At 62.4% G+C, this 16,143-nt stretch carries 12 protein-coding genes; all 12 read right to left on the bottom strand.

The window, feature by feature from the left end:
* Positions 1-65: 65 nt before the first annotated feature.
* Positions 66-713 (bottom strand): hypothetical protein, encoded by a 648-nt coding sequence (locus tag R3F07_17440; protein MEZ5278169.1) that lies wholly within the window; start codon positions 711-713, stop codon positions 66-68.
* A 109-nt stretch (positions 714-822) separates the two neighbouring features.
* A complete protein-coding gene (locus R3F07_17435) occupies positions 823-1,827 on the bottom strand; it encodes an AAA family ATPase (protein MEZ5278168.1) in 1,005 nt (334 codons plus the stop codon).
* A gap of 105 nt (positions 1,828-1,932) precedes the next feature.
* Entirely contained in the window at positions 1,933-2,982 is a 1,050-nt protein-coding gene (locus R3F07_17430; GenBank protein MEZ5278167.1) for a spermidine/putrescine ABC transporter substrate-binding protein, read from the bottom strand.
* A 16-nt stretch (positions 2,983-2,998) separates the two neighbouring features.
* Positions 2,999-3,838 carry an ABC transporter permease gene (locus R3F07_17425; protein ID MEZ5278166.1) on the bottom strand — a complete coding sequence of 280 codons (840 nt, stop codon included), beginning with the start codon at positions 3,836-3,838 and terminating at the stop codon, positions 2,999-3,001.
* The gene (locus R3F07_17420; protein ID MEZ5278165.1) at positions 3,835-4,668 is read right to left on the bottom strand and encodes an ABC transporter permease; all 834 of its coding nucleotides are present in this window, start codon (positions 4,666-4,668) and stop codon (positions 3,835-3,837) included. Before R3F07_17420 ends, R3F07_17425 begins: the two co-directional genes overlap by 4 nt.
* 5 nt (positions 4,669-4,673) lie before the next feature.
* Positions 4,674-5,750, bottom strand: coding sequence for an ABC transporter ATP-binding protein (locus R3F07_17415; GenBank protein MEZ5278164.1), 1,077 nt, complete (start codon positions 5,748-5,750; stop codon positions 4,674-4,676).
* Positions 5,751-5,988: 238 nt separating this feature from the next.
* The gene (locus tag R3F07_17410; GenBank protein ID MEZ5278163.1) at positions 5,989-8,019 is read right to left on the bottom strand and encodes a hypothetical protein; all 2,031 of its coding nucleotides are present in this window, start codon (positions 8,017-8,019) and stop codon (positions 5,989-5,991) included.
* The gene (locus R3F07_17405; protein MEZ5278162.1) at positions 8,020-11,166 is read right to left on the bottom strand and encodes an efflux RND transporter permease subunit; all 3,147 of its coding nucleotides are present in this window, start codon (positions 11,164-11,166) and stop codon (positions 8,020-8,022) included.
* Positions 11,167-11,187: 21 nt separating this feature from the next.
* Positions 11,188-12,423, bottom strand: a complete 1,236-nt coding sequence (locus tag R3F07_17400) for an efflux RND transporter periplasmic adaptor subunit (GenBank protein MEZ5278161.1) — start codon at positions 12,421-12,423, stop codon at positions 11,188-11,190.
* Positions 12,424-12,756: 333 nt separating this feature from the next.
* Positions 12,757-14,760: a transketolase gene (tkt, locus tag R3F07_17395; protein MEZ5278160.1), complete on the bottom strand. Its 2,004-nt coding sequence runs from the start codon at positions 14,758-14,760 to the stop codon at positions 12,757-12,759.
* Positions 14,761-15,032: 272 nt separating this feature from the next.
* Entirely contained in the window at positions 15,033-15,386 is a 354-nt protein-coding gene (gene rplS, locus R3F07_17390; protein ID MEZ5278159.1) for a 50S ribosomal protein L19, read from the bottom strand.
* Positions 15,370-16,059 (bottom strand): tRNA (guanosine(37)-N1)-methyltransferase TrmD, encoded by a 690-nt coding sequence (trmD, locus tag R3F07_17385; protein MEZ5278158.1) that lies wholly within the window; start codon positions 16,057-16,059, stop codon positions 15,370-15,372. The genes rplS and trmD overlap by 17 nt, the downstream gene beginning before the upstream one ends.
* Positions 16,060-16,143: the final 84 nt, after the last annotated feature.

Below are 16,143 nucleotides of genomic sequence, written 5' to 3'. Positions count from 1 at the left end.
GGCCATGAAACCTCCGGTGCGAATCACGTTTGCCCTTCCTACCGCCACGACGATCATCGCCGACCTCACCCGTCCACCATCGCCCGCCACAAACCCACTTCCCTCGCCAGGTTGCCGAAACCCACCGGGAAATCCGCTTCCAGTCGTCCGATTTCATGCGCCAACCGCTTCGCGTCTTCGACGGCCTGATCGGTCTCTCTCCGCAAAGACGGCCGGGTTGTCCCGTAAGTGCGGTGCTTCAAGTCCCTCCGCGTATAGGGTTCATTTCCGGTCCCGAGATGCGCCCGCCAATCCGCCTCGCCAACCTCCCGATCCCTCCCGCAAAGGTACCATCCCTCCACCGCCGGAACCGCCAGGCCGGTTGCCACCAGCAGCGGCTTCATCCCCCTGGGCAAATGCCACCTCCGGGTCGTCTGCCGGATGACCTGTTCCAGCTGACAGAGACGACATTCCGGCGAGAATCGGGATGGATCTTCGTGATCGTCGTCATGAATGGGCGAGTCATCGGAATCCACCACCACGACCAGACCCCGGGCATCGGTCCGGAATTGAAGGTGACGGAGAACCGCCGGCAGGATCTGCTTCACGTTCGGCCATCCCCGCGCCCGGAGAGGAGGATGCACCCGACGGATCGGCCGCCCGAGTACCGCCTCGACCAGTATACAGATGGCCGCCTCATCTGCCGGAGACTCGCTGAGGAAACCCACCTTCATCCTGTGACGCGGCAGGTCCAGCGTGCCGATTGATCCGAACCAATCGTTTCAGGGCACCGCGTCGCCGACCCTCCGTCCCCATTGGGACCGTCTTCCACCACCCCGGCCATCAATAAGGAACCCCCCCAATCACACCGCTGTACCAGAGATCGCCCAGGTTTCCGGTCTCCAGCAGTTCCGCAAGGTCCGGCAGGTCGATCAATCGCTTGAAGGAGGCCGATCCACCCTCCTTCACGGTCAGGACGACTTCCTCCGGATGATCTGCGAAAAGGTCCAGCAGATAAGGCGAATGGGTCGTCGCCACAATCTGCACAGGTTCCGCTTCGTCTCCGCTGTCTTCCGGATAACAGAGCCGGTAGAGGGAATCACGCACCTCCCGAAGCAGACGCGGATGGATGCCCCTTTCCAGTTCCTCCAGGCAAAGCAGACTCGGCCGTTCCGGCAGGAAGGCCAGGGCATGCAGGGCCAGCGCCACCAGAGTCCCCTGGGAAAGATCGCCCGCCGCCAATTCCAGACCGTCCGCCGTCGTCGCAGTGAAGCTCCAGTCGCCATGGTCCGGCCGACTCGTCGTCAAAGCCGCGAACTCGGGCATAAGCTGCGAAAAGGCCTCCACCAGCTGCGCCCATCGCATCGGATCCTCCTCGGAAAGGCGACCGAGCAAAGCGGGAAACCCGGCGCCGTCCGCCCCCATGGCCCAGCCGGAACCGGGCGGACAGGGCCGTGAAAGCGCCGCCGCCTCAAGGGCAAGGCTCCGGACCCCGGACAAACCGGCCAGAAGCGCTTCCGGGACCGCCTCGACCCTCTCCCCATCCCGAAAGAACTCCAACGCCCGCCACCGCTCGCCCTGGACACAATCAACCGAGGCCGTGTATCCAGAAAACGGATCGGAAAAGGACAGTGCCAGATGCGCCTCGCAGGCTTCCCCCGGCCGCGGTGGGTTCGCCCCCCCACCTGCTCTTGAGCGGTCCTCCACCAGACCGCGCAGGGCAAGGAGCGCCTTGACCGCCGTGCTCTTCCCGCTCCCGTTCGGCCCCAGGATCAGGTTGAACCGACCCAGAGGAAGGGACGTTTTACCCAGTACGCGGAACGAGCGGAATTCAATGGAGGCAATCATGGGCAGATCGTTCCCATCCTGCCGGCAACCACGCTGTCTGGCAAGAAGGCTGTGTCGCCACCCCTCCCCGGGAAGGCAGGGGAGGGAAACGCCATAGTTCCCGACTCAGTCCGCCTTGATCTCCATCCAGGCCTTGTTGAAGAGCTCGTTGTCGTCCCCCAGATCCTGAAGGTAAAAAAGAGTGGCCTCCTCGGGCACGGTGAACGGCGCCATCGCCCGGATCTCTTCACTGATCAGCGGAAGAGCGTCCTTGTTGGGGGTCGCGTAATAGGTGAATTCGGCGATGCGGGCCGCGATCTCGGGGCGGGTCAGGAAATCGATCAGCTGATGGGCCTCCTCCACATGCCTGGACTTCGCCGGGATGGCCATGGCGTCCACAAACATGAGCGACCCCTCCGCCGGAATCAGGTACTTCACGTTGTCATTCTCATCCTGGGCAATGGCGGTGTCTCCACTCCAAGCCTGGGCCAGAACGGTTTCTCCGGCGGCCAGGGAATCCTCGAACGATTCGCTGTCGAACTTGGCCACAAGGGGCTTGATCTTCATCAGAACGTCGCGGGCTTCGTCGATCTTCGCGGGATCCGTGGTGTTGACCGGATAACCGAGCGAGAGGAGCGCGGCCGCCAGCGTTTCCCGGGCATCATTGAGCAGGCTGATCCGTCCCTTGTGGGGTCCGATGACCGCCGGGTCCATGAATTCCTTCCAGCTCGTGGGCGGATTGGGAACGTCAACCTCATTGTAGGCAATACCCGTGGTCCCCCAGAGATAGGGCACTGAATGAGCCAGCGCCCGATCGTATTCCGGAGCGGCGAAACGCGCCGCCAGGTGGCTCAGATTCGGCAACTTCGCCCGGTCGAGCGGAGCCAGAAGACCGGCCTTGGTCATGATCTGAATCATGTAATCGGACGGCACGATGACATCATAGCCGCCCCCGCCCACCTGGAGCTTGGCCAGGAGATCCTCGTTACTGGCGTAGTTCGACTCGACCACGCGGATACCCGTCTCCGCCTCAAACTCGGCCAGAACGTCCGGGTCCATGTACTCTTCCCAGATGAAGAGATTGATGACCTTGGCGGAATCATCACCTTTCCGGCCACAACCGGAGAGGATCAGGGCGGAGAGTGCGAGCAGCGGGACGATGCAGATTCGGTTCATGGGAGGATTTTTTGATTCAACGGTGATCGGACTGTTTCTGAACGAGAAGACTGAGGGTCGCCAGCAAGATCGAGGCCAGGAGCATCAGGGTGGCGAGAGCATTGATCTCCGGAGTGACCCCGCGTTTGACCATCGAGAAGATCTCGATCGGGAGAGTGGAGGCTCCGGGACCCGTCACGAAAAAGGATATGACAAATTCATCGAGTGACAGGGCCAGCGACAGCAGGGCGCCCCCGAGGATGCCCGGCCAGATCAACGGCAGCTTGATCTTCCGAAAGGTCTGCCAGGAGGACGCCCCGAGATCGCGGGCCGCTTCCTCCAGACGATGGTCAAACCCCCGCAAGCGCGCGCTGACCACCGCCGTGACGTAACAGCAGCAGAAAACGACGTGGGCCAGGACCATGGTGGTCAAGCCGAGCTGCAGCCCCGCAACCAGGACAAAGAACATGAGCAGCGCGATTGCCAGGACGATGTCCGGCACCACGATCGGGAGATAGAAAAACGTCTCCAGAATCCTTCGCCACCGTGGCTGCAGACGCTTCAGCCCAAGGGCCGCCATCGTCCCGAGGACCGTCGCAATCAGGGTCGCGGATATTGCCAGAGTCAGCGTGACCTGCAGGGCCTGAAGCAGATTCTCGTTCTGGAAAAGGCGACCGTACCATTTCAGGGAAAACCCGCCCCAGACCGAGCTGTAGCGGCTGCCGCTGAAGCTGTAGAGCACCAGCAGGGCAATCGGGAGATAAAGGAATGCGTAGACGGCGACGGCATTGAACCTCAGGTAGAGGCCGAGCCCCCGGCCTGCCGGCCGGGTCGTCGTCTCCACCTGGGGCTTCGATTCCGAAAACGCGACCGTCATGCCCCCTCCCTCTGGTTGCGAAGGCCCACGTAAACGGTCAATCCGAGAATGACCATGATGAGCAAGGCGAGGGCCGAACCCAGCGGCCAATCCTGGGGAAGTGATAGGAAACGCTGCTGGATCAGATTGCCCGCCATCAGTGTCTTCGCTCCGCCCAGCAGGTCGGGAACGACAAAGGAACAGAATGCCTGGACAAAGACCAGCAGACACCCGGTGGCCAGCCCCGGCACGACCTGGGGAAGCAGCACGCGGAAGAACGTCTGCAGCCCGCCGGCCCCGAGATCGGCCGACGCCTCCAGGAGCCGGAAATCGAACCGCTCCAGGCTGTTGTAGAGCGGATAGACCCTGAAAGGCAGGTACCAGTAGAGCAGCCCGATCGCCACCGCGGCAGGGGTGTAGAGAATCCCGAGCGGCCCGCTCTCGTGCAGACCGAGAAAGACAAGGAACTGCTCGAGCAGCCCGGTGGGACGCAGGAGGGTGATCCAGGCATAGATCAGCACGAGCGAATTCGCCGCCATCGGGATCAATACCAGGACGTAGAGAAACTGCCGCCGCCGAGGCGGCTGTCGGACCAGGAAATAAGCGAGCGGAAAGCCGAGGATCAGGCAGGAAACCGTCGTGACGAGTCCCACCTCGATCGATCGCATCAGAATGCCCCAATAAACCGGATTGAAAAGCCGGGCATAGGCCGAGCCGTCCATACGCCACTCGATCGGCGATCCCTTCCCGAGAAAGCTCACCACCACGATGATGAGAAGGGGAACCACGAAGAGGACGGCCAGCCAGACCAGACAGGGTCCAAGGAGCAGCCAGGTCGTGCGCCGTCTCATCGTTCTCAACTCTCCGCTCGCAGGACCGACAATGCCTCGATCGGGAAATCGACGTGGACACGTTCACCCGGTTGCGGAGCGGGCCCTTCGCCGTTGGGCTGACGCAGGCAGACCAAGGTGGCCGGAGTCAGGCGGATATGGATCAGTCGGGCCGACCCGAAATAGGCCGAATGCTCCACCGTCCCCGGGAATCGGTTGGGCGCGACCGAATCCGTTCCTCCCATGCGGATCTTCTCCGGCCGAATACTCAAATAGACATCCTCATCGGGCGGACCCGGCGTTCCCCGCCCCGCTTCAAAGTGCAGGCCGCCCGATTCGACCAGCATGTTCTCTCCGGACTGCCCGGTCACCCGGGCGGGAAGCAGATTGGTCTCCCCGATGAAATCGGCCACGAAGCGGGTGGCCGGCGTTTCGTAGATCTCCTCCGGGGTGCCGACCTGCAGGACCCGCCCTTCGTGCATGACCGCGATCCGGTCCGACATGGCAAGAGCCTCCTCCTGGTCATGGGTCACGTAGATGAAGGTGTGCCCAAGACTGCGCTGAAGATGCTTGAGCTCGAACTGCATCTCCTTGCGCAACTTGAGGTCGAGGGCTCCCAGTGGTTCGTCGAGCAGGACGACCGAGGGCTCGGTCACCAGGGCCCGGGCCAGAGCCACCCGCTGCTGCTGACCTCCGGAAAGCTGACCCGGATAGCGGGCCTCATAACCGGTCAGGCGGACCCGTTCGAGCATCCGGGCCACGTCCGTCTCAATGACCGACCGGGGCTTCTTCATCATCTGCAGGCCGAAGGCCACGTTCTCCCAGACCGTCATATGAGGGAACAGGGCGTAGTTTTGGAAGACCAGGTTCACATCACGGACAAAGGCCGGAGTTCCGTTCGGCAAAGATCCGTTGATCAGGATCCGGCCCTCATTGGGTTTCTCGAAACCCGCAATCAATCGGAGTGTGGTCGACTTGCCACAACCGCTGGGTCCAAGCAGGGAGAAGAACTCACCGGTCCTGACCGATAGCGAGACTCCCCGCACGACCTGCTGTCCTCCCAGCGACTTGCTGACCGCATCAACAACTACCGAATGCTCCATCTAGCCCTGAAAAACAATTGTCCCGAAGAATTTATCAACCGGCGCCCAGGGTCCGGCACAGACAGCGCTGACAACGCACTAGTAAACTCCCTCGACCCCGCATGGCAAGTGCGCAGCTCACCTTAAGACTGTAATGCTCGATTCCGTGATTTCTGCCCGGGCGAAGCGGATGACTCGAATCCGGCGGTGCGGTTTGCCTTCCTCGGCGCAGCCGCGCCTGGCCGGGTCCGCGCCGCGATCACCGCCCGCCACCGAAGAAAGTATCCGTGGCTGCCTGCCTGAGGATTCCCCACAGTTCGGAGACATCCGGCCGGGCCGGCGATCCCCTCACCTTGAAGGAACCCGTCATCAGCCGGTAGCCTTCGGCGTCGATCCGGCCCAGTTCCGTCAACCCGACCATCCCGAGCAGGTCGGCCAGGGTTCCCTTGGCGCCCATCCGAAAGGTCAGGGCCATCGGCGCATCGGCGTAATCCGCCCACCCCGAGGATTCAATCCATCCCTCGCCTGCCAACTTGATATCCGGACCCTGGAGTTGAAGTCGCTCCACCGCAAGCCGACCCGTCTCGTCCCGCTCCAGGTTCATCCGGATCTGTTCATAATGAATCTCACCCAGTTCCCGGCCCAAACCGGCCAGGGCCTGCAGGCGATCCGATCCCAGGAGCGCGCCCAGCATCCCGGCGAGATTCGAGGCGGATCGGGTCTGCTCCTGGAAGCCCCGGAAACTGCCGGGACCGCCCAGGAGCGCCAACCGGCCGGTCAGTCCCCCGCCCAGCGCCCGCAGATTTCCCCCGGCAGCCTCCGTTGTCAGATCCAGCGCAAACGGACCGTCCATGACCGCGCCTCCAGCCCGGTCGTCCAACAGCTTATCGATTTCGACCCCCGATGCCGTCCAGCGGCTTTCCAACCGGTAGGGCAGCGGAGCGGACGCATCAAACCCCAGGCTCAGGCGACCCATCAGCGCACCTCCGGCCAACACCGCGGTCGCCTCTTCGATCCGCACCTCATCGTCCGAAAAGTCCATCCCGGCAGCCAGGTCTTCCAGGACCGCCCCCGAACCAACCCAGACCCGGGCAAGATCCAAACCCAGATGCCCGCGAAAGGACCGCCAGGCCACCGAAGCGTCGATTGCCTCCGGGTCGGTGGGAATCCGGAAAAGTGGCGCAAGAATCGCAAGATCCTCCAGCTTGATCTGATCACCCGACAGGGTCCCGTCCACCTGCCAGTCCGGATCATCCGCCACCGCCGAAACCGCCACCTGCAGATCCGACAGGAGTCCGCCGCGATCAATCACGATCGGCGCCCGCAGCGAGAAACTTGTATCCGGAATCAGGATCAATCGATACGGAGCTCTCAGTTGATCGAGGTGGTATCCGCCGGTCAGCTCGAGTCCCGAGACCGCCAGTTCCCCATCGACCATCATCTCACCCGAGTGGTTGGCTCTCGTGGCAAAGCTCAACCGGCCCCGGCCCGAAGCGAGGCGCGGAGGATCGCCCCACCCGAGGAGTGCATCCAGAGGCGGCAGATCTGCCTCGATCGCCCCTTCCACCGTCAGCAGGGTATCCTCCTGGCGTGCCACCAGGGTGAGAAAAACGCCGTCCGCCCCTTCTCCCAGGGTTCCTTCCACCCCGATCTCAACCGGATCCGATTCAGCCCCCCGCGCGATGGTGAAATCCAATTGGAGAGGTTGATCGGGCAGGCCCAGCCCCTGAACCGTCCCGGCCACACCGATCCGGCCGACCCGGTCCGGTCCCAAACCGGTGCCCTCCCCTTCCATCTCCAGGTGGATGAGCCCTTCCGGTCCGGTTTCGATCGCCAGCTGGCCATTCACCCGGAATTCGTCCACCGTCAGAAACAACGGCAGCAAGGCCAGGGCCGACTCGACCGGAAGCCCTCCCTTCCCCGCCGTCACCAGGCTCTCGCGATCCAGACGGACCGACCACCCCTCCACCTCATAGACGCGCAGCTCGACCGCGCGTCCCAACAGGGCCTTCCAGATCCCCCCCTCACCCCAGGCACGCCCAACCTCCGTCCGCATCCCGGCTTCCTCGATCACCAGGTTTTCAACCAGAAATGAACCCGGCCGAAAGCGGACCTGACCAACCTCGACCCGATCCAGGCCCGGGGAGACAAGCAGCGAGAGGAAGATCGAACGCTGTATCGACGGAATCAGGACAGTGATCACGCCGGCCAGTGCGGCGACCGCCATCCCGGACAGGGCGAAGATTATCCCCCGGCGGAAGCGGGTGGCCCTGGTCGCCGGCGCGGTCATTCAATCCCCGGATCCGGAATCAGCCTGCGACACCGGTTCTCCCGCTTCGCCCGCCGCCTTTGTCCTCTTGCGCTTCCGCCGATTCGTCAGATCGGCGAAGAGGGTGTAGACCACCGGGATGACGATCAGGGTGAGCATCGTGCTCGTGACCATGCCGCCGACCGCCGCCACACCCAGCGGACGACGTCCTTCCGCTGATCCGCCGATGCCGATGGCGATGGGCAGAATACCCGCGATCGTCGCCAGGCTGGTCATGAGAATCGGCCGAAGACGGATCCGGCCCGCCTCGATCATGGCCTCCATCGCCGGCACCCCGCGCGCCACGCGTTGATTGGCAAACTCGACCAGAAGTATGGAATTCTTGGTCACAAGACCAACCAGGAGAACGAGTCCGATCTGGCTGAACAGGTTGATGTTCATCCCACCCACGTCAGGCAGGATCCACCCGACCAGCCAGAGCAGGCCGAAAGCGCCGAGAAAGGCCAGCGGCAGGGAGAGCATGACGGTGAAGGGATGGACGACACTTTCAAACTGGGCGGCCAGAACCATGAAGACAATGACCAGTGCCAGAACAAAGACGAAGGTGATGTCCTGACCGGTTTCCTGCAGATCCCCCGATTCGCCCGTCCACTCATAACGGAAACCCGCCGGCAGGTCCTGCTCCAGCAATTTCTCCACCCGCTCCATCGCCGTTCCCAGGGTGATTCCGACCGGCTGTGCCTCGATCGTGGCCGAGCGGTAGCGATTGAAGTGATAGATCGCATTGGGACCGGCCCCGGTTTCGTAGCGGGCCACGTTGCTCAGCTGGACCAGTTGCCCTGTCGCGCTGCGCACATAAAGACGGTCAAGATCCGAAGGCGTCAGCCGGGATTCACGGTCGAGCTGGGCGATGACGTCATATTCCTTCCCTCCCCGCTTGACCCGGCTCAGATCCTGGCCCCCAAAGAGAATCTGCAGAGTCCGCGAAACCTGTTCGATCGAGACTCCGAGCGCCGCCGCCCGGTTGCGCTCCACCATGATCCGCAGCTCGGGTTTGCTCACTTCGAAATTCTGCCGGACATTGGTCAGGTAGCCGATCTGCCGCAGCTTGTTGGTCAACTCGAGGGTGTAGGCCTCGACCGCATCCATCTCGGTGCTCTGCAGGACCAGCTGAAAGGGGCGGCCACCGGTCGTCTCGATCGCCTTCGGGATGTTCGGCACAGCGAACGCACCCTCGATCTCAGTGAAGAAGCGGTTCCCGAATCCGTCCGGCGCGCCCACGATTTCCCGGACATGCCGCTCCCGATCCTCCTTCAGGGTGATGAACATGAAGCCAACCGTCGCCGAACCCGGACCACTGAACGGGAGGGCCACCGCCGTGAAATAGCCCGCCACCTCGGGCGTTTCGGAAACAATCGCCTCCATCTGGCGCATCATCCGGTCCGTGTATTCACTGGTCGATCCCTCCGGCGCGAAGAGAATACAGAAGAGCCGCCCCTTGTCTTCATCAGGAAGGAATTCACGGTCCAGCCGTGAGAGAACCAGGGCCGAAAGCCCCAGCGAGGCGATCGCTCCGAAGATGACCAGGAAACGGTGCCGCATGGAGAAGCGCAACACCCGCATGTAGTGGCCGTTGATCCAGTCGAACCGGCGCTCGAAGAAATTGAAGAGCCGGCCGTGCTTCTCACGATTGAGCGGCCGGAGCGCACGCGAGGCCACCATCGGCGCCAGGGTCAACGCCACGAAGGCCGAGATGAGCACAGATCCTGACAGGGCCGTGGCAAACTCGATGAAGAGCCGACCTGTCAGACTCGGCAGAAAAGCAAGGGGCAGGAATACCGCGACCAGCGACAGGGTGATCGTCACGATCGCATAGGCGATCTCCTCCATCGACTTCTTGGCCGCCTCCATCGGCGAGAGTCCCTCCTCGATATGGCGGAAGATGTTCTCCAGAACCACGATTGAGTCGTCGACCACGATGCCGATCGCGAGGATCAAGGCCAGAAGGGTGATGATGTTGATCGAATAACCGAGAACGTAAAGCAGCCCGAAACTGGCCACGATGGAAACTGGTATCGCCAGAACGGGTACGATGGTCGACCGGACGCTCCGCAGGAAGATGAAGATGGTCAGGACGACCAGGACAAAGGCGATGCCGAGCGTCTCCCAGACCTCGACCACCGCCTGCTCGACATAAGCCGCTTCATCATAGGCATAGAAGGTCTCGACCGACGACGGCAGGAAGGGCTTCAGACGCTCCATCTCCGCCTTGATCCCCCGGGCCACGTCGATCAGGTTCGAACGCGACTGCCGGACGATGCCGATCCCGACCGCCGGCTTGGAATTGTAGCGGGCCACCGAACGCAGGTCCTCGACTCCCGCCTCCACCCGGGCGATTTCGCGCAGGCGGATCAGCGTGTCGCCATCCCGGCGGATGACCAGGTCCCCGAACTCTTCGGGATCCTTCATCTCGCCCCGGGTCTGAATCGTCATCTCGCGCTCGAGGTTCTCTACCCGCCCGCTCGGCAATTCGATGTTCTGCTCGCGCAGCGCCGTCTGCACATCGTCCACCGTGACACGCCGCGCCGCCATCTTCTCCGGATCGAGCCAAAGCCGGATGGCAAAACGTTTCTCTCCCCCGATGATGACCGAACTGACCCCCTCCACCGTCTGCAGGCGGTCCTTGATCAGGTTGATCGCCAGGTCCGACAACTCAAGGGTGTTGAGCTGATCGCTGTACAGCGCGATCCAGAGAATGGCATAGGCGTTGGAGTCCTGCTTGGCCACCACGGGTTCCAGGATGTCCTCCGGCAACCGGCCGCGGATGCGCGATACCCGGTCCCGGACGTCCTGGGCGGCCACATCGATGTCTCTGCCCAGATTGAACTCGACCGTGACATTGCTGACCTGCTCGCGGCTCTGACTGGTCATCCGCTTGATGCCCTCGATGCTGTTGATCGCCTCCTCCAGGCGCTCCGTCACTTCGGTTTCCACCACCGTGGCGCTCGCACCCGGATAGACGGTGAGCACATCGACGATCGGAGGATCCACGTCCGGCAATTCGCGCACCGGGAGTCGGGACAAACCGAGAATGCCGAAGATGAGCAGGCCGAGGCTCATCATCGTGGTGAGGATCGGGCGGCGGATGCTGACTTGGGACAGTAACATGTCGGGAAATCCGGTTCAGCGTCAGCCGTTTGGCACCGTGTCCTCAGCGTTCGGATCGTCCGCCGGGAGGATCAGATCCGACTTCGGGGAAATCGAAACCGGTGATCCCGGGCCGATCTTCTGGATACCCTCGGTCACGACCCGCTCACCCGCCTGCAATCCCTCGACGATCTCAACCCGGCCCGCCAGGCGAATGCCCGGGCGGACGGATCGGAGCTCAGCCTCGTTCGCCTCGTTGATCACGTAAACCGAGGCGAGATCGCCCCGGTAGCTGATTGCGGTTTCCGGGATGACCAGGGCCCCTTCCTTCACGTCGAGGATCAGGTCCAGATTGCCGAACATGCCCGCTTTCAAACGTCCGTCCCGGTTGTCCACCTCCGCCTTCATCAGGACCGTCCGGCTCGAGGAAGTCACTTCGGGGCTGATGAAATAGACCCGGCCGACAAAGGTTTCGTTCGGGTAGGCGGTGACCTTGATCTCGATATTCTGCCCGAGTGTCAGCTGACTGATGAACCTCTCGGGCACATTGAACTCCGCCTTCAATGGATCCGTGTCGATGATCGCGGCCAGAGGGGTCCCCGAATTCACCACCTGGCCCGGACTGACCTTCCGATCACTCATGACCCCGTCGAAAGGAGCCACGATGGTCGCATCAATCAGGTCCTCCTTCGCCAGTTCCAGACTGGCCTGCGTCGAGGAAAATGTGGCGATCGCCCGATCCAGTTCCTGCTGGGAAATCGACCGGCTTTCCAGCAGGGATTCATTGCGTTCGAGAACCGTCTTCGCCAGTTTGAAATTGGCTTCCGCCAGGTTGACCGCGGCCTCGAGTTTGACCTGGTCGAGTTTGAAGAGAACCTGCCCGGCCTTGACCGACTCCCCCTCGATAAAGCCGACCGTCTCGAGCCGCCCGTCAATCTCGCTCTTGATCTCCACCCGCTCATTCGCAGCCAGACTCCCCACGACAAAGATCCGCTCCGAGATCGCCTCAAGTCGCACTTGCGAAACGACCACCGGGACGGCCATCGCGCCGCCATCTCCGCCGCCTCCCCCGTCGCCACCCTTGCCACAACCGCCCAGTCCGACGGCCAGAAGGCCGCCCAGAACCGGAACGACGAAGCGACTCCACCAGAAATCAGTATGTAGGGTCGTGCTCCCCGGGCGGGCACGGCCCCTCGGGGCAGGCCTGCGGCCGGTCAATTTGCGCAACAACCCCGAGGCATTCATCTCAAGGGGATCGGAATTCGTTGGATCAATCATGGTCGGAGGAGAGTGGGTTCGGGAGTCAGTGGCGCCGGATCAAATGGGACTCAGGAGAATTCAAGAGCTGTAGCAGTAGCCGCGGCAGCCTCTTGCCACGCATTCGCGTCAATTCGCGTGATGGACTCGAGGCGGCTTCACTATGTGTAATCGGGGAGCAGGCAGGGTGGACGACCGGCCGAGCGCGACGTCGGGGATCAGCCGGATTCGACGGCATCGCTGGACAGCCGGGCGATCCCAATGGAACCGACTCCGTGCGTCGATCCAAAAAAACGAGGCGCCGGTAAACGGCGCCTCCATGAAAAACAGAACAGGACTCAATGGATCCGGTCTTCAGGCCATCACCCGTTTGACCGCCGCAGCAACCGTTTCGACCGTGACGCCAAGAGCGTCCATCACCTGGTCACCCGGAGCCGACAAACCGAAACGATCGATCCCGACGACCTCGCCGTCGAGGCCGACATATTTGTACCACGTTTCGGAAACGCCCGCCTCGACCGCGACCCGCCGCCGACAACCTGCCGGAAGCACACTCTCCCGGTAATCACTCGCCTGGCGGTCGAAGCGCTCCGTGCAGGGCATGGAGACGACCCGCACTCCGTCTCCCAGAGTATCGGCCGCCTTCAGCGCGAGCTGCAGCTCGCTGCCGGTGCCGATGATGATGGCCTTGAGCTCGCCTTTCTCCCGACGGGCGACATAGCCTCCTCTGAGCACTCCCCGGCGACGCTCGGCCACCGGGATCTCGGACAGCAAAGGCAGATCCTGCCGCGAGAGACTCAAACCGGTGGGACCGTCCGCCCGCTCGATCGCCGCAACGATGGCACCGGCCACCTCCTCGGCATCAGCCGGACGGATCATGTCGAGATTCGGGACACAGCGCAGGCTGCCGATCGTTTCCACCGGCTGATGGGTCGGACCATCCACCCCCACCCCGACACTGTCATGCGTCCAGTACCACATCACCGGCAGACCCGAAAGAGCCGACAGGCGGACCGACGGCCGCATATAATCGGAAAAAGTGAAGAAGGTGGCACCGGACGGGATGAACAGTCCCTCGTAAGCCATCCCGTTGACGATCGCGCCCATCGCGTGCTCCCGGATACCGAAACGGATATTGCGGCCAAGTCGGTTCTCACGGGTGAAATCGCCACCGGCGTCGTCCAGGTAATTCTTGGTCGAGCCATAGAGGTCGGCGCTTCCGCTGACAATCAACGGCAGTCTCGCCGCCAGCGCATTGAGCGCCTTGCCGCCGGTCACCCGCGTGGCCGCCGGCTTGTCCGAGGCCTCCGGTATCCAGGAAAGCAGGGTATCCACATCGGGCAGGGTCCGGGCATAGCCGTCTTCGAGCAGGGCCGCCAGGTCGGGGTTCGCCGCCTTCCATGCAGAATAGAGAGCATCCCACTCTGCCTGATCCTCATCGTGGTGATGCGCCTGGGCCTTGAAATAATCATGCACCTCGTCGGATACATAGAATGTTTCGCCGGCGGGGAGACCAAGACCCGCCTTCGACTTCTCGGCGAATTTCGCGCCGCCTTCACCATGGGCCTTGAAGGTTCCCGCCACCTCCGGAATGCCCCGACCGATCTCGGTCCGGGCGATGATCAACTGCGGCCGACCCGAGGTGGTCGAACGCGCCGCGTCATAGGCCCCGGCAATCGCCTCGAGATCATGCCCGTCGATGGTCTGGACGTCGAAACCGATGGCCTTGAATCGGGCCGCCGTGTCCTCCGATTGACTCGCTTCGCCCTGGGCGTCGAGCGTGACGTCGTTGCTGTCGAAGATCAGGATCAGATTGTCGAGCCCGAGGTGCCCGGCCAGCGCGCAGGCCTCCTGGGACACTCCCTCCTGATTGCACCCGTCGCCCATCAGGCAGACCACCCGGTAGTCGAGGATGGTGTGCTCAGCCGTGTTGAATCGAGCCTCGGCCATTTTGGCCGACATCGCCATTCCGACCGCATTGCCAACCCCCTGGCCAAGTGGCCCGGTCGTGGCTTCGACGCCGACGGTCTCATGGAACTCGGGATGGCCCGGAGTCTTGCTGTGCAGGTGCCGGAATTTCGCCAGTTCCTCCTTCGGCAGATCATACCCGGCAAGGTGAAGCCACCCGTAAAGGAACATCGAACCATGGCCGGCCGAGAGGACGAACCGGTCGCGGTTGATCCATCGCGGACGCGCCGGATTGAATCTCAGGGAATGTCCGAAAAGGACGGCCCCGATCTCGGCCGCACCCAAAGGCAGCCCGAGGTGTCCGGCATTGCCGGCCGCCACCACTCCATCAATCGCGATGCCACGGGCCTGATCAGCGGCCTGAGAAAGGATTTCCTTATCCAGAGACATAATGGACCATTTGAAATCGCCGGAATGCCGGGCGCAAGACAAGAAGCCATTACCGTAATGGGATGGACGGAGGCCGGAGATCCGGCAGGGACGGACCGCCCAGCCGTCCGACCGGCAGGCACTACAGCCGCTTCGCTGCGTCGACGTGCCCGAGGCATCCGGAGAAAACACCGACACAGCGGCGTGGCTGCACTTCCATGAAAAAGGGCGGCTCCCACAGGAACCGCCCTTCAAAATCAAATCCGGTCATTCGCCGGAGAAAGACACCCCGCTCAGGAGGTCCGCTTCTCCTTGACCTGGACGGCCCGCTTGCCGATCCGGCCACGCAGGTAGTAGAGACGGGCCCGCATGACCTTGCTCTCGCGGTCGATCTCGATCTTGTCGATGTTCGGGCTGTGGACCGGGAATACTTTTTCCACGCCTTCTCCGTAGGAAATGCGGCGAACCGTGAAGGTCTCCTGGATCCCCCCGCCCTTCCGGGCAATGACGATACCGGCAAAAACCTGGATACGCTCTTTTTCGCCTTCCCGCACCTTGGTGTGGACACGAACACCGTCACCAACCTTGAAGGCGGGCAAATCGGTCTTGAGTTGGCTGCGGGTGATTTCGCTAACGATTGGTTTCATGGGACTTTTTCAGTAAATCGGGACGTAATTTCCGGGTTCGCTCGAGCCGCTGTTCGTGTCGCCACTTGTCAATCTCAGCGTGATTCCCCGAAAGAAGAACCTCTGGGATCCCCCAACCACGGAATTCGGCCGGTCGCGTGTATTGAGGGAAGTCGAGCAAATTGCCGGTGAAACTTTCCTGAGTCAATGACTTTTCCTCACCGAGAACACCGGGCGTGAATCGGGCGCAGACGTCGACCAGGACGGCCGCCGCGAGGGTGCCGTTGGTCAGCACGTAATCGCCGATGCTGACCTCACGATCAATGGCATGATCCCGCACCCGCTGGTCAATTCCTTCGTAATGCCCGCTGACCAGGATCAGGTGGGGCGCCGCATTCAATTCGCGCGCAAGAGTCGGCGTCAGTGATTCGCCATCCGGAGCCAGATAGACGGACAACGACCCGGGCCGGCGCACCGCTTCGATCGCCGCAAAGAGCGGTTCGGGCTTCATGACCATCCCGGCGCCTCCACCAAAGGGCCGGTCATCGGTCACCTGGTGCTTGTCCGTGGCCCAGTCGCGGATATTGTGAACCGCGATCTCGAGCAGCCCCGCCGTCCGGGCACGGCCGATCATGCTCTCGGAGAGGAATCCCTCAAGCATCGCGGGGAAAAGTGTCAGAATATCGATCTTCACCGGCGGAATGGAAACCCGGGGATTTCTGCGATGGTCTCAAAAACAGAAAAGGTCCGGCCCTGAAGCCGAACCCTTGGCCTTCAT

The organism is Opitutaceae bacterium (assembly GCA_041395105.1).
Taxonomy (GTDB): domain Bacteria; phylum Verrucomicrobiota; class Verrucomicrobiia; order Opitutales; family Opitutaceae; genus B12-G4.
This window is presented reverse-complemented; position numbering and strand designations above follow the sequence as displayed.

Excerpts from the sequence above, each read along its gene's own strand:
- rplS (MEZ5278159.1), bottom strand. The coding sequence starts at position 15,386 with ATGAAACCAATCGTTAGCGAAATCACCCGCAGCCAACTCAAGACCGAT.
- R3F07_17415 (MEZ5278164.1), bottom strand. The coding sequence starts at position 5,750 with ATGGAGCATTCGGTAGTTGTTGATGCGGTCAGCAAGTCGCTGGGAGGA.
- R3F07_17430 (MEZ5278167.1), bottom strand. The coding sequence starts at position 2,982 with ATGAACCGAATCTGCATCGTCCCGCTGCTCGCACTCTCCGCCCTGATC.
- tkt (MEZ5278160.1), bottom strand. The coding sequence starts at position 14,760 with ATGTCTCTGGATAAGGAAATCCTTTCTCAGGCCGCTGATCAGGCCCGT.
- R3F07_17420 (MEZ5278165.1), bottom strand. The coding sequence starts at position 4,668 with ATGAGACGGCGCACGACCTGGCTGCTCCTTGGACCCTGTCTGGTCTGG.
- R3F07_17435 (MEZ5278168.1), bottom strand. The coding sequence starts at position 1,827 with ATGATTGCCTCCATTGAATTCCGCTCGTTCCGCGTACTGGGTAAAACG.
- R3F07_17410 (MEZ5278163.1), bottom strand. The coding sequence starts at position 8,019 with ATGACCGCGCCGGCGACCAGGGCCACCCGCTTCCGCCGGGGGATAATC.
- R3F07_17405 (MEZ5278162.1), bottom strand. The coding sequence starts at position 11,166 with ATGTTACTGTCCCAAGTCAGCATCCGCCGCCCGATCCTCACCACGATG.
- R3F07_17440 (MEZ5278169.1), bottom strand. The coding sequence starts at position 713 with ATGAAGGTGGGTTTCCTCAGCGAGTCTCCGGCAGATGAGGCGGCCATC.
- R3F07_17400 (MEZ5278161.1), bottom strand. The coding sequence starts at position 12,423 with ATGATTGATCCAACGAATTCCGATCCCCTTGAGATGAATGCCTCGGGG.
- R3F07_17425 (MEZ5278166.1), bottom strand. The coding sequence starts at position 3,838 with ATGACGGTCGCGTTTTCGGAATCGAAGCCCCAGGTGGAGACGACGACC.